This window comes from Selenomonas sp. oral taxon 478, from assembly GCF_001189555.1.
GTDB classification, from domain to species: domain Bacteria; phylum Bacillota; class Negativicutes; order Selenomonadales; family Selenomonadaceae; genus Centipeda; species Centipeda felix.
The window spans coordinates 809,036-826,590 of sequence record NZ_CP012071.1; the positions used below are offsets into that span (position 1 = coordinate 809,036).

At 57.8% G+C, this 17,555-nt stretch carries 16 protein-coding genes and 1 tRNA gene; 5 read left to right on the forward strand and 12 right to left on the reverse strand.

The genetic code is table 11. The features are described from left to right. Nucleotides 1-174: 174 nt before the first annotated feature. Together ADJ74_RS03855 and ADJ74_RS11510 are read right to left on the reverse strand one after the other, a co-directional pair. The gene (locus tag ADJ74_RS03855) at nucleotides 175-1,779 is read right to left on the reverse strand and encodes a xylulokinase (protein ID WP_050342034.1); all 1,605 of its coding nucleotides are present in this window, start codon (nucleotides 1,777-1,779) and stop codon (nucleotides 175-177) included. A 217-nt stretch (nucleotides 1,780-1,996) separates the two neighbouring features. Continuing rightward, on the reverse strand, nucleotides 1,997-3,004 hold the full coding sequence (locus ADJ74_RS11510) for an SEC-C metal-binding domain-containing protein (RefSeq protein WP_050342035.1): 1,008 nt from the start codon (nucleotides 3,002-3,004) through the stop codon (nucleotides 1,997-1,999). A gap of 204 nt (nucleotides 3,005-3,208) precedes the next feature. On the opposite strand from ADJ74_RS11510, the gene ADJ74_RS03865 reads away from it, so the two are divergent. Beyond that, entirely contained in the window at nucleotides 3,209-4,381 is a 1,173-nt protein-coding gene (locus tag ADJ74_RS03865; protein ID WP_050342037.1) for a phosphoribosylaminoimidazolecarboxamide formyltransferase, read from the forward strand. A gap of 97 nt (nucleotides 4,382-4,478) precedes the next feature. On the opposite strand, the gene ADJ74_RS10860 is transcribed toward ADJ74_RS03865, so the two are convergent. After that, entirely contained in the window at nucleotides 4,479-6,236 is a 1,758-nt protein-coding gene (locus ADJ74_RS10860; RefSeq protein WP_253271720.1) for a methyl-accepting chemotaxis protein, read from the reverse strand. 220 nt (nucleotides 6,237-6,456) lie between these two features. On the opposite strand from ADJ74_RS10860, the gene ADJ74_RS03875 reads away from it, so the two are divergent. The 3 genes from ADJ74_RS03875 to ADJ74_RS03885 all read left to right on the forward strand — a co-directional run bounded on the left by ADJ74_RS03875 (nucleotide 6,457) and on the right by ADJ74_RS03885 (nucleotide 7,660). Then, nucleotides 6,457-7,089: a hypothetical protein gene (locus ADJ74_RS03875; RefSeq protein WP_050342039.1), complete on the forward strand. Its 633-nt coding sequence runs from the start codon at nucleotides 6,457-6,459 to the stop codon at nucleotides 7,087-7,089. A 20-nt stretch (nucleotides 7,090-7,109) separates the two neighbouring features. Further along, entirely contained in the window at nucleotides 7,110-7,541 is a 432-nt protein-coding gene (locus tag ADJ74_RS03880; RefSeq protein ID WP_050342041.1) for a hypothetical protein, read from the forward strand. 45 nt (nucleotides 7,542-7,586) lie between these two features. Continuing rightward, nucleotides 7,587-7,660: transfer RNA gene (locus ADJ74_RS03885), tRNA-Gly, on the forward strand. A gap of 182 nt (nucleotides 7,661-7,842) precedes the next feature. Here ADJ74_RS03885 and ADJ74_RS03890 read toward each other — a convergent pair. The 5 genes from ADJ74_RS03890 to ADJ74_RS03910 all read right to left on the reverse strand — a co-directional run bounded on the left by ADJ74_RS03890 (nucleotide 7,843) and on the right by ADJ74_RS03910 (nucleotide 11,213). Further along, the gene (locus ADJ74_RS03890) at nucleotides 7,843-8,199 is read right to left on the reverse strand and encodes a hypothetical protein (RefSeq protein WP_050342043.1); all 357 of its coding nucleotides are present in this window, start codon (nucleotides 8,197-8,199) and stop codon (nucleotides 7,843-7,845) included. Between the two features lie 110 nt (nucleotides 8,200-8,309). Continuing rightward, a complete protein-coding gene (locus ADJ74_RS03895; protein WP_050342045.1) occupies nucleotides 8,310-8,864 on the reverse strand; it encodes a hypothetical protein in 555 nt (184 codons plus the stop codon). Between the two features lie 57 nt (nucleotides 8,865-8,921). Then, complete coding sequence (locus ADJ74_RS03900; protein ID WP_050342046.1) at nucleotides 8,922-9,341, reverse strand: hypothetical protein; 420 nt, start codon at nucleotides 9,339-9,341, stop codon at nucleotides 8,922-8,924. Between the two features lie 409 nt (nucleotides 9,342-9,750). Further along, nucleotides 9,751-10,269 carry a cysteine hydrolase family protein gene (locus tag ADJ74_RS03905; RefSeq protein ID WP_050342048.1) on the reverse strand — a complete coding sequence of 173 codons (519 nt, stop codon included), beginning with the start codon at nucleotides 10,267-10,269 and terminating at the stop codon, nucleotides 9,751-9,753. A 71-nt stretch (nucleotides 10,270-10,340) separates the two neighbouring features. Then, on the reverse strand, nucleotides 10,341-11,213 hold the full coding sequence (locus tag ADJ74_RS03910; RefSeq protein WP_050342050.1) for an ADP-ribosylglycohydrolase family protein: 873 nt from the start codon (nucleotides 11,211-11,213) through the stop codon (nucleotides 10,341-10,343). Nucleotides 11,214-11,636: 423 nt separating this feature from the next. Between ADJ74_RS03910 and ADJ74_RS03915 the strand changes: the two genes are divergently transcribed. After that, complete coding sequence (locus ADJ74_RS03915; RefSeq protein WP_050342051.1) at nucleotides 11,637-12,818, forward strand: MFS transporter; 1,182 nt, start codon at nucleotides 11,637-11,639, stop codon at nucleotides 12,816-12,818. 302 nt (nucleotides 12,819-13,120) lie between these two features. Here ADJ74_RS03915 and glpT read toward each other — a convergent pair whose 3' ends face one another. The 4 genes from glpT to ADJ74_RS03935 form a co-directional block, all read right to left on the reverse strand. Further along, nucleotides 13,121-14,449 (reverse strand): glycerol-3-phosphate transporter, encoded by a 1,329-nt coding sequence (gene glpT / locus ADJ74_RS03920; protein WP_050342054.1) that lies wholly within the window; start codon nucleotides 14,447-14,449, stop codon nucleotides 13,121-13,123. Nucleotides 14,450-14,626: 177 nt separating this feature from the next. Beyond that, nucleotides 14,627-15,265 (reverse strand): response regulator transcription factor, encoded by a 639-nt coding sequence (locus ADJ74_RS03925; protein WP_050342056.1) that lies wholly within the window; start codon nucleotides 15,263-15,265, stop codon nucleotides 14,627-14,629. Beyond that, on the reverse strand, nucleotides 15,243-16,640 hold the full coding sequence (locus ADJ74_RS03930) for a histidine kinase (RefSeq protein WP_050342058.1): 1,398 nt from the start codon (nucleotides 16,638-16,640) through the stop codon (nucleotides 15,243-15,245). The genes ADJ74_RS03925 and ADJ74_RS03930 overlap by 23 nt, the downstream gene beginning before the upstream one ends. Further along, nucleotides 16,640-17,542, reverse strand: a complete 903-nt coding sequence (locus ADJ74_RS03935; protein ID WP_050342060.1) for a PhnD/SsuA/transferrin family substrate-binding protein — start codon at nucleotides 17,540-17,542, stop codon at nucleotides 16,640-16,642. The genes ADJ74_RS03930 and ADJ74_RS03935 overlap by 1 nt, the downstream gene beginning before the upstream one ends. Nucleotides 17,543-17,555 lie beyond the last annotated feature (13 nt).

The following is a 17,555-nucleotide window of genomic DNA, read 5'->3' on the forward strand; positions in this document are numbered from 1 at the left end:
GTCCCTCCTGCTAATATTAGGAATCTTCAATAACAAAATTCTAGCACTATTGGGGCAATTTGTAAAGAAACCGTTTGCATGATATGGAATGGATGCAAGAAACCACAAAGGATTTTCGATGCGCAAAAAAGCCACCGTGCGAAAGTCTCTTTTTCACACGGCAGCCATGCATGCTCATCCGTTGTACGTTAGTGCATCCCCGGCAGTATTCTCGACGGAGAGAGCCGCACGATAGCGCGCAATGAACTCCTGCGCGCCGCACACGCCTACCGCATCGGGGGCAAGCGTCTCTCCCTCTGCTGTTGCGAATACCTCCCGATCCAGAAAATCGGCGAGATCCTCTCCTCTCCCACGAAGCGCATAGACTGCCAGCACTGCCATCCCCCACGCACCGCCCTCTGCTGCTGTCTTCATTACCGTCACCGACACATCAAGCATATTGGCAAGTACCTGCTGCGCAATGTACGGCGTGCGAAACAAGCCTCCGTGGGCAATCATGCGTTCCATTCGGATGCCTTCCTCCTGCGTCAAGATATCAAATCCTATCCGCAATGGAGCAAACGCCGCATAGAGCTGTGTCAGTACAAAATTTGCCAGCGTGAATGCACTTTGCGGCGTGCGGACGAACAACGGTCTCCCCTTCTCCGTCCGCGTGAGATTTTCCCCCGAGAGGAAGCTATAGTTGAGGAGCCCACCTCCACTGGGGTCCGCCTGTTCCACCTGCTGAAATAACTTTTGATACAACGTATCCGCAGGAACGGAAGCCCCCAGTACAGTGGCAATCTCTGAAAAAATCCCGAACCATGCGTTGATATCCGAGGTACAATTATTGCTATGCACCATCGCCGTCGGCTTTCCGTGCGGCGTCATGACAATATCGACGTCCCGATAGACCTTTTGGAACGGTCGCTCCAACACATTCATCGAGAAAATGGATGTACCAACGGAGATATTGCCCGTCCGCTCACGAATGCTGTTCGTGGCGATCATCCCCGTTCCCGCATCGCCTTCCGGGGGGCACATGGGGCAGCCCGCCATAAGATTGCCGCTCTCATCCAGAAGCGCCGCCCCCTCCGGCGTGAGTTTACCCGCTGTCTGTCCTGCCGTACACACACGCGGTAAAATGTCAGCTAGATTTTTGGGAAGTGCCGCCGCTGCCGAAAGCCCGGAAAATATTTTCAGCATCCCCATATCGTACGTTCCTGTCGCGGGATCGATGGGGAACATCCCGGATGCATCGTCAATGCCCAGCACCTTTTGCCCGGACAGCTTCCAATGGATATAGCCGGAGAGCGTCGTCATATAGTCGACCTGCGCCACATGCGGCTCGCCGGACAGCAGTGCCTGATAGAGGTGCGCCACACTCCATCGTTCGGGAATGTTAAACGCGAGCGCGCGGGTAAGCTCCTTTGCGGCCTCTCCCGTCGTATTATTCCGCCACGTCCGAAAGGGAACAAGCAAATCGCCGGCCATATCGAAGGCGAGATACCCGTGCATCATTCCGCTAATCCCCATCGCAGCAACATGCTGAATGGATACTCTGCATCGCTCTTCCACACACTGTCGGAGATCTGTATATGCGCTGCGCAGGCCATGCCAAATCTCATCCTGATGATAAGACCAATACATTCCATCAAAATGATTCTCCCACGCATAGCTCCCTTGTGCAATCACATTGCATTTTGCGTCGATCAAAACGGCCTTGATCCGTGTTGAGCCCAACTCGATGCCCAAGAAGGCTTCACCATTACGTACAATTTCTGCTGCTGTCATATCCATTGACAGTGCCTCCTCATCTATGCAGGGTGCTCTGCTTCAAAATACGTCAAAGCACTTCCGTATGACACTTGTTCTTATCATTATCGTACGTCCCCTTTATCCATGTCAACTCCAAATACGTCTATATAAAAAGATTATGGAATCACTGATAACTTTGGCTCGATCATTGTTGCAACGTCCATGTGTTCCTCCTGTCGCTATGAAAAGATTTTTTGGCTCACCGTCCGCAGCACTTCTTATATTTTTTTCCACTCCCACAGGGGCAGGGATCGTTGCGTCCGACCTTCTCCTGCCCTGCGGCGAGTCCAAGCTCTGCCGCGACGCGCTCCAGCTCCTCCAAAAATGCCGTGCGCACGCTCTCATGGGGGAATTCCTGCGTCCGGAACTGCTCGCGCAGCTCCTCCACTGTCATCGTCCCGCGCGCGAGTGCTTCGCGCATCCGCGGGCCGATGCTCGCCGTCTGCCGCTGCGTGAAGTCATGCGGCATCAAGGCGGAAAGCTCGTCCGGCGTATGGCCGCGATTGGAAAACAGACGCGCGTGGTTGGTGTAGTCCACGCAAAGCGCGACAAATTCCTCGACCTCGCTGTCACGCTTCATGACAAGCCCCCACTCCTCCGCCGCGCCAAGAAGGAGATGAACATCGCCGTCGACACGCACGTCGAAAAAGACCTCCCAGAGTGCGCGCTCTCGCTCACCTAGGTACCAGTTCTTCGGCATCCGTTTCATCAGAAAGGCCGCGAGCTTTTTCTGCCACGGCGTCGCCTCGACGTACCGCCAATCCGCATAGTACAGCATCTCTTCCTGTGTCGCAGGCACATAGAGCGGCTTTCCCCGCTGCCGGTTGAGCATATCGGCATACCCCTCGTCCGTATCGAACAGGATACCGCTGATGATGCTGCGCTCCTGCGGCGTGTGCGGCGGTTCATCCGCAAAGCACTCGTCCAGCCCCATGATGTCATAGCCCTCATCCTCATGGCGTGCCAGCTCGGCAAACGTCCAGAACTGCTCCTCCGTAATCGCGCCACGCGGATGATACGCATGAATCAGCTTCCATGCCTCCGCCAGCGAAATCGTGCCATAGAGATTCGCCATCGCGCAGAAATAGTTGCGGAGCAGGTACGACTTGCGGTCGGGCAGACCTGCCGCACGGTACATCTTGTTCAGGCGTCTCCGGTCATACGTCTCGGGGAACTGAATGAACCGCTGTTGGTTTTCGTTTTCCATGGTACCTCCCTTGCGGATGGCAGAATATAGTTTTTACAACTTCTTTCACCTACATATTACGTTGCTTTTGCAGCACTGTCAAAGAAAATTCACAGGCAAACGATCCGCCGCACCGCGTTCCTGTCACCGCTGTTCTTCAGTTGAAAAAATGCCCCCCTCCCGCTATAATAAAAGGAGAATTCATCAGCAAAAAGGAGCGCTCACATGAACGAACTCACCCTCAAATACGGCTGCAACCCGAACCAAGTGCCCGCACGCGTCTTTGCCGACGGCGGACTGCCCTTTACCGTACTGAACGGACGGCCGGGCTACATCAATCTGCTCGACGCGCTGAACAGCTGGCAGCTCGTGCGCGAGCTGAAGGAGATGTCGGGGCTCCCCGCAGCGGCGTCCTTCAAGCACGTCAGTCCGGCAGGCGCGGCACTCGGTCTGCCGCTCAGCGAGACATTGGCGCGCGCGACGCATGCGGCGGAGCGCGAGCTCTCGCCCGTCGCCTGCGCCTATGTACGGGCGCGCGGCGCGGACCGCATGAGCTCCTACGGCGACTTTGCCGCCGTCTCCGATGTCTGCGACGAGAGTCTCGCAGAGTTCCTGCGCGGCGAGGTCTCCGACGGCATCATTGCGCCGGGCTACACGGAGAGGGCCTTGGAGATCCTAAAATCCAAGCGCAAGGGCAGCTATCTGGTCCTCCAAATGGATGAGAGCTACACGCCGCCCGCCATCGAGCGCAAGGACGTGTACGGCGTCACGTTTGAGCAGCAGCGCAACGATGTGAAGATTACGGAGGACTGTCTCACGGATCGCCCGACGGCGAACAAGGACATCCCCGCTGCGGCCCGCCGCGACCTCCTGCTCGCACTCATCACGCTGAAATACACGCAGTCGAACTCCGTCTGCTACACGATGGACGGACAGGCGATCGGCGTCGGCGCGGGACAGCAGTCGCGCGTCCACTGCACGCGCCTCGCGGGCAACAAGGCGGACATCTGGCAGCTGCGCCAGAGCCCGCAGGTGCTCGCACTCCCGTTCCGTGACGATGTGCGCCGCCCCGACCGCGACAATGCGATCGATGTCTATGTCGCGGGCGACGAGGACGACTACGCCCTGCTCGCGGCGGACTGGCAGCGGCTCTTTACCGAAAAACCCGCCCCCTTTACACGCGAGGAGAAGCGCGCCTACCTCCGCACGGTCACAGGCGTCGCACTTGGCTCGGATGCATTTTTCCCGTTCGGCGACAACGTGGAGCGTGCCCATCAGAGCGGCGTCTCCTACATCGCGCAGAGCGGCGGCTCGATCCGCGACGACAACGTCATCGCGACCTGCGACAAATACGGCATCGCCATGGCAATGACCCACATCCGCCTCTTCCATCACTGAGCAGGAATGCTCCACGGGACTGAAATACAGACGGGACTGCAGTACGAATTCGAAAATGTCGTACCGCAGTCCCGTTTGTCATGAGCAAATGGAATCGCTACACGTCGAATGCCTCAATCTGTTCCTGGATGGCGCGCACCGCCTCAGCGAGCTCACGCGCCACATCTGCCATGCCGTTGATATCGCTTGTCTGCTGCTGGATGCTTGCCGCCATTTCCTGCGTGCTCGCGGCACTGTTCTGCGCCCCGTCCGCGAGTGAGGAGACGAGCGGCGTAATCTCCTTGACGTTGGCAAAGATGGCCGACATCGACGACTCGAGTGCCGCTGTCGCGTGTTCGAGTCTCTCAATGGAGGCCGCGATGCTCATGTAGTTGCTGCGCGTCGAGCCGATTGCCTCCGTCTGCACCGTCACGGTGCGCTCCACATCCTGAATCCCCGCAACCGCGTTCTCCGAGTTGTGTGTCAGCTCCGCGATGATCTCCTTGATATCCTTGGTAAAGCTGCTCGACTGGTCGGCGAGCTTGCGGATCTCATCCGCAACCACGGCAAATCCGCGCCCCGTTTCTCCGGCACGTGCCGCCTCGATGGCAGCGTTCAGTGCGAGCAGGCGCGTCTGCTCGGCAATGGACTCGATCATCGTACTCGCCTCGCCGATCTTGCCGGCACTCTCGTTGTTTTCGTTGACGAGGCGCGTAATTGCCGCGATGTTGGCGTTTGCCTGCTCCGTTTCCTCCAGGAGGTCATGCACCACTGCCGTACCGTGCTCCTTTTCGTCGGCGACGCGCGCACTCACCTCTTTCAGATCGCGAAGCAGGTCCTCATTTTTCTGGAGGGAGTACTCGATCGACTGGATGTTGTCACTGATCGTCTGCGTATGCATTGCCTGATCCGTCGAGCCGTTCGCGATGTTTTCGATGGTGCGGCTCAGCTCCTCGCCGGCACTCAGTACATTCGTACTCGACGTACTGAGCGTCCCCGACATCGTGCCCAAGTCAGAGGCACGCTTTCCGAGGGCCGCGACCATCGTTTTGATCTGTGCGCCGAAGTCGTTCATCGTGCGTGAGAGGACACCCACCTCATCGGCGCTGCTGCTCTCCACGGGATGGATCTTGATCTTGCCTGCCTCGTTCTTCGAGAAGGCGCGTGCCATATCGATGACAGGGCGCGTCACGCCGCCGCTGACCTTACGTGCCAGTACCGCACAGAGAGCGAGGGCGATCACGATGCACAGGATGGAGAGCTGCAGCTCCTCATACATCGCTGCGCGGCTCTCATCGCTGCGCGCGGCGAGATAGGCGTCGATGTTGTCCACGTAGTTGCCCGTCGAGATCACCCAGTTCCACGGAGCGAATTTCAGCGAGTAGGCACGTTTCGGCGAGAGCTGCCCCGTCCCGACGTTCTCCGGCTTTTCCCACATGAAATTACTGTACCCGCTTCCGTCGTTCGCTGCTGCGATGAGATTGCGGATGACATAGTTGCCGTCGGGGTCACGGTCGTCTCTGCGATCCGTGCCCTCCTTGTTTTCCAAAAATGGATGCGCGATCAGCCGGCAGTCTGTGTCGTCAATCCAGAAGTATCCGCTGCCGTCCGCTCCATAGCGCAGCTTTTTCACACGGGCAATCGCCTCTGCCTTTGCCTCATCCTCCGTCAGCCGTCCGTCCCGGTACATATCGTAGGCGCTCTGCACCTCACTGCGTGCGAGCTCCGTCGCGACGCCGATCATATTGTCGTAGTCCGTGTACAGCATCGTACGGAATTGCTCCTGCGTATGGCGATCACGCATATCTGCCATGATGAGCAGCAGCGCGATGATGAGCACCGACAGCGCAATCACCGGCGCCATCAGCGCCAGCATAAATTTACTCCGCAAAGATTTCATTTTTACATCCCTTTCTCTCTCGTGCGTCCCTTATAATAGAAGTTCGCGCGCTGCGGCAAAAATCCTCTTTTTATAAAACTTTTGTTTTCTGTGGAGATTCACACAATAGGTCTCCTGGCGGGCACTTCTTTTCTCTTTCCCTTTTCCGCACGCTATGCTATAATAAAATATCGTTAGAAGATGGCGGAGAACGGTTATGAAAAAATATCAGATGTCCCTCCTGCTGATCCTATCCATCGCCGTGCTCACTGCTGCTGTGACCGCATCCGCGGCACTGCCGCCCGTCTCCGGCGCCCAGCTCATCCTAAAGCCCGTGCGCATGGAGCAGGGCAAAGACGTGCGCCGTTCCTACTATCAAGTCGGCACGGCGGAGATCAAGGCAACGCTCGCACAGATGGGCACGCAGATCCATTTCACCCTGTGGGAGGGCAAGCAGAACGTCTTTCACTTTAGTGCACCGGCATCGCGTCTGGGGCTCGGCTCTTCCGGAGCGTTTATGAGCGACGGGCATCTGTTTTTTTACTGCAACATCAACACACGTGCCGGCTGGCGTCCGCCGGGCGCTCCGCCCGCCTCAGGACGTGCGGTCATCGTCGGAAAATCGCCGGTGGACGGTGCCTGGCGCATCTGCGTCGACAGCAGCGACTACTACAATCCGATCCCCGACGATTTTCAGGTCTACATCGGATCCGTGCAGCACAGCGCAGATCATCCGTACATCGCGCTCGCATTCGGCCGCGAGCTCTATACTGACACAGGCAGGCCTGCCGTTCGATATCGGCTCGACTATCATGCGGACACAGATCAGTTTACATACGAAGAGGAATAAGCACGAGGAGGTGGTTGGTCGTGATCGAGGCGGCCAAAACATTCGAGGAGTATATTGAAAAGGAAAACATCACCGGTTTTGCCATCCGCGAGGTGGGCGACGACCGCGACACCACCGTCTTTGAGAGCGAGATCGAGGCAGGCGAGCGGCGACTGCCCATCGCCGTCATCATCGACAGCACCGCCTATGCGACCATCCGCGTCCGTCTTGCGCAGAACGCCGTCGACGACACGAACGCCATGCTGCTCACGGGCTGGCTCATGCGGCAGAACCAGGACAGCCGCCTCATCAAGTTCTACCTCACCTCCGATACCGCCATCCACGCCGACGTCGTCGTCCCGCATAACCCCGCGGCGTTTGACCCCGAGGTCATGACGAGCGTCCTGCGCGTCTTCATCCGCGACATCACGAAGCTCATGCCCGACCTCGCCATGCTCCTGCCCGAGGAGTGAGCGCGTTTGACAAACGCGGGAGAATCTGCTATCATAGCAATCACTGCGGGCGTAGTTCATCGGTAGAATGAAAGCTTCCCAAGCTTTAGAGGTGGGTTCGACTCCCATCGCCCGCTCCAGAGAAAATACAAGAGCCGTCATGCTGACGGCTCTTTTTTGCTGTGCGAAATGTACTCACATCCATGATCTCTCATTGGATCTCACATTCCTGCATCACGGTCTATGCCCCCCTGAACAGCATAAATCCCCCATTGCTGCGCAGCTATGGGGGCAGAACAATTTCGATTATGCGGCTTGCAATTTATGACGGGTTGTATTCCTTCGTGGTATTCCCCGTCACAATATAGTTGAGGATGGCGTTTATGATCGGCTTTGCATCGTAGTAAGATGGTCTGGTGCCGAACGTCTCATACTCCCATCCGTTTGCTGTGCGCGTAAAGCGATACGTTAAGACACCTGTATGCTCACGCTCAAAGGTACAGGCAACACCACCCGCATTTCCATCAAACCAGCGCGAGGTCGTATCCGCCATCACGCCAACGCCCTTGCCTTGATAAATGTAGATCGTCGCGGCATCTGCACGCGCCGGCCCACCTGCGATGACAAGTCCGATCAGAAGCGCAAGCATGACTGCGAATACATTCTTCCCGTTGCACATAGACATCACCATCCCTTTCTTACTGCGAAATATAAACGAACAAACCACAGGCCGCAAAAGCGGACACTGCCGCCTCACTCCTACCCGACGTCCCATCTGCACGGGGCAGATCAACTGTCTTCCGCCGTCAGACGCACCGTCATGATCAGGTTCCCTTTTGCATCAGTATCACCATGCATCTCCTGGATAATACGCCGTCCCAGTGCATGCGCCCATACTGTGTCATAGGTTCCATTGCCGACGAGCGGACTCTTCTTTGCCAACACGTTAAACTCATCGTGAGATACACCCATGGCGATCAGCAGCGAGGCAAGAGCACTTCCAACATAGGGAATAGTATTCGGTTTATTTCCGTCTGCCATGATGATGACCTTGGAAACAAAGCCTCTGTCATTGCAGAAAAACGAAACAACCGCGGCCTCTCCTTTTGCCCCGATGGATGAAAGGTACAGATCATAGCCGCTGTCTTTGGAAACTCGCCCAATGTGAGTCAGCTCGGTCAAACGATACGGACGGTCAAGTGCCGCAAGGACTGCATTTCCTTCGTTATAAAGTGCATATGCACTCATGTCGCAGATCTGCACGACTCTTGCATCGGCAGAGGATGCAAATAAAACCGCAGAACAAAATACAAACACGGCAGCGATTTTTTGCAGGATTTTCATGTTTGCCGACCTCCCTTACGCATACAATGTCCGATGGATGACAGTCCCCCGATGCAGTCAAGGACGAAAGATGGCAATGCGGCAGAACGGCTGATCATTCGGCAGGCTCATGACGCGAACATAAAAGCCCTCGCCGCTTCGTCCCATCATCGTTCTCAATGGGGTTGTCCAAATATCAACATAGGCCTTTTGCCCGTTGATGACGGGGGCAGCAGCCGTGCGCAGAGCCGGCATGTCCGCCGCGAGCAGCGCACTGACGAACGAGATGAGGATCTCATTTTCAACGAAGGCAGGCCCTGCACTGGTATCATCACTGACCTCGATCAGCAGAGCGTCAATGTTGCCCTCCGCATTGGTACTGAGGTAGATGCCGTTGTTTTTCTGTGGGAATTCCATAAAATACAGCATCCCGCGCTGATAGGCCGCGCTCAGTCCCGCGAAGCGCTGCAGCTTCCTGTCCGTCTCAGAATAAAACATATCAATACGATGCCGCTCATCTTCTTGATATTGCTGCAATAATTGACGAGCGAATATGTTGTGCATATAAGCAAAATACTCATACGGCGCCGGATACTTGACGACAACGCCGTCGCTGCGGCGCACCGGCAAGGGCAGGAACACTCACCATCCCGAAGAAGCATAATGCTGTCATAAAAATGATGGTGCGCAGGGCGCTCATCACCACATCCTCCTTATTTGATCTCTATTTTGTATTAAACAAAACATACCGACTATTCGCTTTTAATTTATTCGGCATTTCTCTTTTATTTTCCTTCTTTTGGTTTTAGAAAATGTGATCCAGAGTATAAGTAAACAGCGGATCAGGGGATATCGTATCCACGGCACCTCCTGATCCGCTGCTTGGGAATGTATCAACGAAATAAAATCAGCCGCACACCTCGATCTGGCACGCCCGCATCGCGTTGAGCGCGGTCGTGTGACTCTCGGGCGTGACACCCGCGCAGCAGGCGGCATCGACGCTGATGCGCTTTTCGGGACAGAACGCCTTCACGAGGAGGGCGTTCGAGATGACACAGATATCCGTGCAGAGCCCGACAAACTCGATCTCGTCGTAGTCCGCGAGGGCGGCGGGGAGTGCCGTCGCGCCGAACGTAGGCTTTTCGATCACGGCTGCTGCCGCATCGGCAAAGGGGCGGAGTGCCTCCACGATCGCCCAGCCCGCCGTACCGCGAATGCAGTGCGGGACGGGCAGATGCTCTCCCTCCTGCGTCGTGAGATAGTCCGCGCCGTGCGTATCCATAGTAAAGACGAGTGCCGTCCCCGCCGCACGCGCCGCCGTCAGCTTCTCCACCATGCGCGGCAGCATTTCCTGCGCCTCCGCCGTGCCGAGTGCGCCGTCCACGAAGTCGTTCTGCATATCCACAACGACGATTGCCTTCTTCATTGTATGTCCTCCATTTTCTGATACTCCCGCCGCTGTCGGCGCGCGGGAGTTTTTCTGTTCTCTCAGCTCTCTCAGTGCGCTCTCTGCTCCATCCTATAGCGCGCCTCCCATTCATCATAGATGGGACGGAGGCGGTCGTCGAGATAGGAGAGTGCCTGTGCGCGGATCGCGTCGGGGATGCCATAGTACGCCTCAGCGATCGCGCCCGTGATCGCAGCAATGGTGTCACTGTCACCGCCGAGCGAGATGGCCGTGCGGATAGCATCCTCAAAGGAGCATGACTCGAGGAAACACTCAATCGCCTGCGGTACAGTATGCTGGCAGGTCTCGTTAAAAATATAGTCCTCCCGAATCCCGTCAATGGTAAAGTCGAGCGCGTAGTAGTGCTCCACAATATGGGCGGCGATCTCCTGCTGCGTGCGCCCCGTCCGCGCCATATAGACAGCGACAGCAGTCGCCTCCGCGCCCTTGATCCCCTCGGGGTGGTTGTGCGTGACCTCCGTCACCGCCTTGGCGAGGGCGATGGCCTCCTCCATGCTGCGCGCGGCAAATCCCGCAGGACTGACGCGCATCGCCGCACCGTTGCCGAAGCTGTCGTAGGGCGCGGGGTTATCGGTGATGAACATCCACCAGTAGAACCGCCCGCCATAGCCGCAGTCGGGATAGTGCTGTCCGATGCTCCGCATCCAGTACACCGCATTCGCGCGCAGGCGTACATAGAAACCCTCCTCCGCGTCTGCCGCATCCGAGAGCCCTGCGGCATCTGCCGCAGGTGCGTCCGCCGTCTCCCGCTGCGTCTCCATGATCGCCTTCGCCACGGACAGCGTCATAATGCTGTCATCCGTCGCAAAACAGTCCTCCGCAAAAAGCTCAAAATCCTTGCTGCGATGATTGTCGAACTCAAACCGCGAGCCGACAATATCGCCAATGATCGCCCCCAGCATCGTATGGCCTCCTTAAAGGAATCACACAGGTTATTCTATTTCTTTTCCTTTTCTCACAGGAGCAATCTCGTTGTGCCATCTCCTGTGTGCGATGCTCGGCAGGAAGGCACAGCCCCCTGCTGAGAAAGCGTTCAGCACAGCGCTCTTACCGTACGCACAAAGCCGGCACAATCACCACACCGCCCCTGCCGTGTGCACCTCCCTATGCTCCATCGCGCTCTCTTCTTATTTTGTGCGTATTTTACTTCATTGCTTCTAATTATAACACAGGTAAAATACACGCGCCATTATCACAATTTTACAGCTTTATACAGATCGCGGAAAATCCGCAAAAAAGGGCGTTTCCCCCTTGCATTTTTTTTATTTTTCTCTACAATGTGGATACTGTCACACAAGGAAAACACAGATAGGGAGGGATGTTTTATGACGATGCTGCCGCGCCAGTACATGATGCTGTTTGGAATCACGATTACGGCGTTTATCTTCAACACCTCCGAATTCATGCCGATCGCACTGCTCATCGATATCTCCGAGTCGTTCTCCATGACGGAGGCAGCGACGGGACAGATGATCACGATCTATGCGTGGGTGGTGGCGCTGCTGTCGCTGCCGCTGATGCTGCTTACCTGCCGCATGGAGCTGAAGAAGCTGCTGCTCCTGATGGTGGCGCTCTTCGGCATCGGGCAGATGATCTCAGGGATCGCGACGAGCTATGAGATGCTGCTCGGGGCGCGTATTGTCGTCGCCTGCGCGCACTCGATTTTCTGGTCGATCGCCGCGCCGCTCGCGACGCGTCTCGTGACGCGTGAGCATCAGCCGGCGGCTCTCGGTATGATCGCGACGGGCAGCTCGGTCGCGACGATTGTCGGGCTCCCGCTCGGCCGCGTGATCGGGCTCGCCACAGGGTGGCGCATGACGTTCCTCCTGCTCGCCGTAGTCGCCGCTGCCGCGTTCGTCTATCTCGCGATTCTCCTGCCGCAGCGCACGCCGGGGGCGGGGGTCAGTGTCCGAGAGCTGCCGTCGCTCGTGCGTCAGCCTGCGCTGGCGTGCATCTACGTCATGACGGCGCTCTTTGCGACGGCGTATTTCACGATGTACAGCTACATCGAGCCGTTCCTGCATACGGTCGCAGAATTCTCGCCCAATCTGATCACGGTGGCACTCATGCTGCTCGGGGTGAGCGGCATCATCGCGAGCTTCGTATTCTCGCGGATGTACGGCAGGTGCCGTTTGGCTCTGCTGCGCTGGTGCCTGGTCGGGGTCGCCGTCATGCTCTTTCTCTGGCAGGCGGCAGCCATCTCCGTCGGCACGATGATCGTACTCACGATGGTGCTCGGCGTGCTCGCGACGCTCTACAATACGATGTTCCAGGCGGAGGTGCTCACCTCGGTCCCACGCGACGCATCGACGGTCGCGACGGCGATCTACTCGGGGATCTTCAACCTCGGCATCGGCAGCGGAACGTACATCGGCGGGCTGGCAGCGGGGGCTGACCACATCGCCCACATCGGCTACATCGCCGCGGCCATCGCACTCGTCGCCGCCCTGCTCTGCCGGAAAGTCTACTTGCCGGCGGTAAATATGCATCACAGGCATCTGCGGTGATCTGGGGAAGCACTGATAAAGCATACATAAGGGACATGACGCAGCAGCTTGAGCGACGCGGTATCCCTTTTTCCCATCACCTTATGGATGGAAATGTAATCTCTTATCACTGAGCAGCCTCTCGACAAGTCAGTCACTCTCATCGCTGCCGCTGCACTGGCAGCAGCTTCCCTGACAGGACAAAATCTGCGCCAATCTGACCAACTTCATTTTATCAGCGTTCCTAAATACACACAAAATCCCGCCGCATTCGGAACATACCGAACGCAGCGGGATTTTTATGTGGGAATCCAACGATTCCTTTATTCTGTTCTTTTCTTCCCACCCATGGTCATAAACAGGAAGAAGATCGAGAGGACGCAGGAGGCGAGGAGGCTGATGAAGCCGCCCGTCCAGCCGAAATGGTCAACGACGAAACCCATGTAGACGCCCGCGAACGCGGAGCCGACGATGTAGCCCATGAGGCCCGTAAGGCCGGTCGCGCCGCCCGTTGCGACACGCGGCACCATGTCCGCCGCCTGCAGTCCGATCATCATGACCGGCCCGTAGATGAGGAAGCCAATGGCAATCAGCGCGAGGTTGTCCACGAGGACATTGCCGGGCGGGTTGAACCAGTAGACGAGGATCGCGACGATGACGAACGTCATAAAGATCATCGTTGCGGGCGCACGCCGTCCGCGGAATACGCGGTCACTGAGGTAGCCGCTCACGAGCATGCCCGGGATGCCCGCCCACTCATAGAGGAAGTATGCCCAGCGCGAGCTCTCTTTGGAGAAGCCCTTGACCGCCGCGAGATACGTCGGCGCCCAGTCGACGACGCCGTAACGGATGAAATAGACGAAGATGTTCGCGATCGCCAGATACCAGAGCAGCTTGTTCTTGATGATGTACTTCATCAGAACTTCCTTTGCCGTCATCTGCTTTTCCATGACGGCACCGTGCTCCTTCGGGTAGTCGTGCTTGTACTCCTCGATGGGCGGCAGACCGCAGGACTGCGGCGTGTCACGCAGGAGGAAGAAGGTGATGAAGGCGAGGACGATGGAGATCAGCGCAGGGAAGAAGAAAATACTGTTCCATGTGCCAAAGAGTGCGATACCTGCCGTCGCCAGCGGTGCGATCAACCCGCCGCCGAGGTTATGCGAGACGTTCCACCACGACCACCACGCGCCGCGCTCGGTCTGGGAGAACCACGTCACCATGGACTTTGCATACGGCGGGTAGCCCATCCCCTGGAACCATCCGTTCATGAAGCTCAGGGCGCACATGATCGGAATGCTCGTCATGACCCCCGGCACAACGCCGAACACGAGCGTCACGAGCGCACTGAGCAGGAGGCCCAGCGTGGCAAAATACTTTGGATTCGAACGATCCGAGATGTTGCCCATGACGAACTTGCTCACGCCGTATGCAACCGAAAGCATGGTCAGGACGATACCAAGATCCGCCTTGGAGTAGCCGTAGTCCTGAATCATGTAGGGCATCGCGAGACTGAAGTTCTTGCGAATCAGATAGAAGGTCGCATACCCGATGAACGTCCCGAGAAAGACCTGCCGTCGGAGTGACTTGTACCGCTCGTCAATCTGGTCGGCGGGCAGCCGCTCAATGTGCGGTGCCGGTGAAAAAATTGACATATAAATCCATCCCCCTTGCAAATTTTATGCTGTCTGCAGTATAGCGAATGCGGCATTCCCCGACCATCGGCAAAGTTCTGTTTTTCCCTCGGATTTCTCCCCATTTTTCCATCAGAAATACAGAACCCCACATCAGAAAAAATCCGATGTGGGGTTCTATTGATATGTCTCGGCACGCTACTGCAAAAGCCCGTTCCGCAGGGCGAGCGTGACAAGCTCGCTGCGCCGGCTGCAGTGCAGTTTCTCGTAGATATGTTTCTTATGTGTGTCCACTGTCTTTACACTGAGATGCAGCCGCTCGGCAATCTCCGTGATCGTATACCCGTGGATCAGCTCGTCAAAGACCTCCCGCTCCCGCGCGGTGAGCACGCTGCGCGGATCATCCGCTGCCTCCTCTGCGGGGCGGAACATGATGTCCATGAGTGACTGCTGCGCGTTCGGGCTGAGGTAACGCCGCCCCTGCGAAAGTGCCTGCAGCGCATCGAACAGCTCGTTGTCCGCCGAGGTCTTGGGCAGATAGCCCATCGCCCCGTACTGCATCGCCTTGTAGATATACTCCTCATCCTCGTGCATGCTCAGCACGAGGATCTTCACCGCGGGGAAGCGCGCGCGGATCTCGCGGATGCAGGCGAGCCCGCCCATCCCCGGCATCGAGATGTCCATGATCACGAGGTCGATCGGCTGCACCGCCAGCAGCCGCAGTGCCTCCTCGCCGCTCTCCGCCTCTGCCGTCACCGTATAGGCGGACGTGTTTTTGAGCAGCAGCTTGATCCCCGCGCGGATCAGCAAATGGTCATCCACAATCATCAGATTCATCCGTCAGCCCCCTTCCGCGCAGCTCAATGCGATAGACCGTTGTCCACTCCGGCAGCTCTGCAGAGAGCTCCATCCGCCCCGCGAGCAGGCGCACGCGCTCGGCGATCCCGTAGATCCCCATGTGGTTCTCCCGCCGCGCCGCACGGATGCGCTCCTGTGTGATGCCGTCGCCATTGTCCTTGACATAGAGCACGATGCGCTCCTCTGCGCTCAGGCGAATCTGTGCCCGCGTCGCATGGGAATGCCGCACAATATTCGTCAGGCACTCCTGTACGATCCGATAGACCGCCAGACTCTCCACGTCGCCGGGCACCGCCTCGACCGCGCAGACGAGCTCGATGTCCACCGCGTGCTTGCGCCGATAGTCAGCGACCAGCTTCTCAAGTGCCGCCTCGATCCCCAGCTCATCCAGTGTCGGCGGGCGCAGCTCCACCGCGAGACTGCGCAGCCGCGCGAGCGTATCCGCCGTCTCGTCACGAATCGCGAGCAGCGCCTTCTGCATATTTTCATCATCCGTCTCGTTCGCGAGCGCACGCAGAGAGAAGAGCAGTGCCGTCAGCGTCTGCCCGCTCTCGTCGTGCAGCTCCATTGCAATCCGCTTGCGCTCCTCCTCCTGCGCCGTGATGATGTGCCGCAGGAGACGGCTGCGCTCCTGCGCCCCCTCGCGCAGATGCCGCTCCATATCGTTCATCGCATTCGCCAGACGCCCGATCTCATCCGTCACAGGGAACGTGATCGCACGCCCCGAGAAATGACCCTTGGAGATATGCTCCGCACGTTCCATCAGATGATGGAGCGGACGCGTCAGGATCTCCGACAGGCGAAAGATCAGCACCGCCGCGAGGAGCAGGATGACCAGCGTTATCCCGAGCATTTTCAGTACATTGGAGACCAACAGCTCCCGCAGTGCATCCTCGCTCACACCGACGCGAACCGCGCCGAGCGCACCGCCCTCGATCGGCCAGCGGATGTCCTGGATCTGCCCGAGGCTCGTGTCCACGCGCAGCACCTCCGGCTCTGTGCCGCCCACCCCGTGCAGCTCGCGCAGATGCAGCGGCATCCCTTTGGTAAAGGTATGCGCCATCACACGTCCGTCCGTGTCCAGCAGAAAGATATACGATACAAAGTCATTGTTGCGTTTCTCTGTGTGGATCAGCTCCTCGAGCGCGAAGAGATTGCCCGTCTGCAGCGCGTCGCTGCTGAGCTCCGCCACCTCTGCCGCCACGCTCAGCCCGCGCCGCTCCAGTGACGCACGCATGATGTCAGACAGCGTGACGAGCATGAGCGCACCCGAAAGAATGGCAAAGAGCAGCACAATCCCCATCACGATCACCGTCAGCTTGCCCGCAATGCGGAGTTTCGCAAAATACTGCATCAGATCCCCTCTTCCGGCGAGAACCGCGGATAGAGCTCCGGCTGCGGCGGCACGAAGCGGTCGATGAGCAGCTGCTCCATCGCCTCCTTTGCCTCCGGATCTCTGTCCAGATGCAGCAGGATCTCCTGCACTGCATCCGCCTCCCTCAGATCGCGCCGCGCCACCACAGGCCCCATCCCGCTCCCCGGCAGCACCTGTACGATCCGCACCTGCTCCAGCATCGCGGGCGCATACTCCCGGTAGTAGTCATATGTCAGGCTCGCAATCACGCCGCCGTCTACCAGACCGTCCGCCACCGCACGCAGTGAGTCATCATGGCTGTAGGTAAAATAGGAGGAGCGAAAGAAGGTCTCGGGATCTTCGCCCATTTTCCGCAGATATGCACGCAGCTCAAGATAGCCCGAGTAGCTCATCGGATCCACATAGACGAAATGCCGTCCGCGCAGCTCCGCGAGCGAGGTGACGCTGCTCGCACGCGGGACAATCACATACGAGAAATAGTAGTTCGTTCCGCCACGCTCCGGCATCGCCAAGAGGCGCACATCCTCCTTTTTCCCATACACCATATACGCACCGCTCGACAGGAACGCCACATCCGCATCCCCCTTCGCCAGCAGCTGATTGATCTCGGCGTAGCTGCGGCGGTGCAGGAGCAGCACCGGCCGCCCGAGCAGCCGCCCGAGACTGCGCACCATCTGACTTTGATAGCCCTCCGTGCGCGCGTGGTTCAGCACCGAGATCATCGCCACCCGCAGCGGCGGCTCCCGCATCTCCATCTTGTACCCCGGGATCGGCTCCACCTGCTCGAAGTCGATCTGCGTCCGCTGCTCGGCGCGGAGGTAGAAGAATGCACCGACCAACACCGCAAGCATCAGTCCCGTAAAAATATATCGCCGCTGCATGATGCACCTCCTT

Coding starts and splice junctions, on each gene's coding strand:
- ADJ74_RS03855 (WP_050342034.1), bottom strand. CDS start 1,779: ATGGATATGACAGCAGCAGAAATTGTACGTAATGGTGAAGCCTTCTTG.
- ADJ74_RS11510 (WP_050342035.1), bottom strand. CDS start 3,004: ATGGAAAACGAAAACCAACAGCGGTTCATTCAGTTCCCCGAGACGTAT.
- ADJ74_RS03865 (WP_050342037.1), top strand. CDS start 3,209: ATGAACGAACTCACCCTCAAATACGGCTGCAACCCGAACCAAGTGCCC.
- ADJ74_RS10860 (WP_253271720.1), bottom strand. CDS start 6,236: ATGCTGGCGCTGATGGCGCCGGTGATTGCGCTGTCGGTGCTCATCATC.
- ADJ74_RS03875 (WP_050342039.1), top strand. CDS start 6,457: ATGAAAAAATATCAGATGTCCCTCCTGCTGATCCTATCCATCGCCGTG.
- ADJ74_RS03890 (WP_050342043.1), bottom strand. CDS start 8,199: ATGTGCAACGGGAAGAATGTATTCGCAGTCATGCTTGCGCTTCTGATC.
- ADJ74_RS03895 (WP_050342045.1), bottom strand. CDS start 8,864: ATGAAAATCCTGCAAAAAATCGCTGCCGTGTTTGTATTTTGTTCTGCG.
- ADJ74_RS03900 (WP_050342046.1), bottom strand. CDS start 9,341: ATGTTTTATTCTGAGACGGACAGGAAGCTGCAGCGCTTCGCGGGACTG.
- ADJ74_RS03905 (WP_050342048.1), bottom strand. CDS start 10,269: ATGAAGAAGGCAATCGTCGTTGTGGATATGCAGAACGACTTCGTGGAC.
- ADJ74_RS03910 (WP_050342050.1), bottom strand. CDS start 11,213: ATGCTGGGGGCGATCATTGGCGATATTGTCGGCTCGCGGTTTGAGTTC.
- ADJ74_RS03915 (WP_050342051.1), top strand. CDS start 11,637: ATGACGATGCTGCCGCGCCAGTACATGATGCTGTTTGGAATCACGATT.
- glpT (WP_050342054.1), bottom strand. CDS start 14,449: ATGTCAATTTTTTCACCGGCACCGCACATTGAGCGGCTGCCCGCCGAC.
- ADJ74_RS03925 (WP_050342056.1), bottom strand. CDS start 15,265: ATGAATCTGATGATTGTGGATGACCATTTGCTGATCCGCGCGGGGATC.
- ADJ74_RS03930 (WP_050342058.1), bottom strand. CDS start 16,640: ATGCAGTATTTTGCGAAACTCCGCATTGCGGGCAAGCTGACGGTGATC.
- ADJ74_RS03935 (WP_050342060.1), bottom strand. CDS start 17,542: ATGCAGCGGCGATATATTTTTACGGGACTGATGCTTGCGGTGTTGGTC.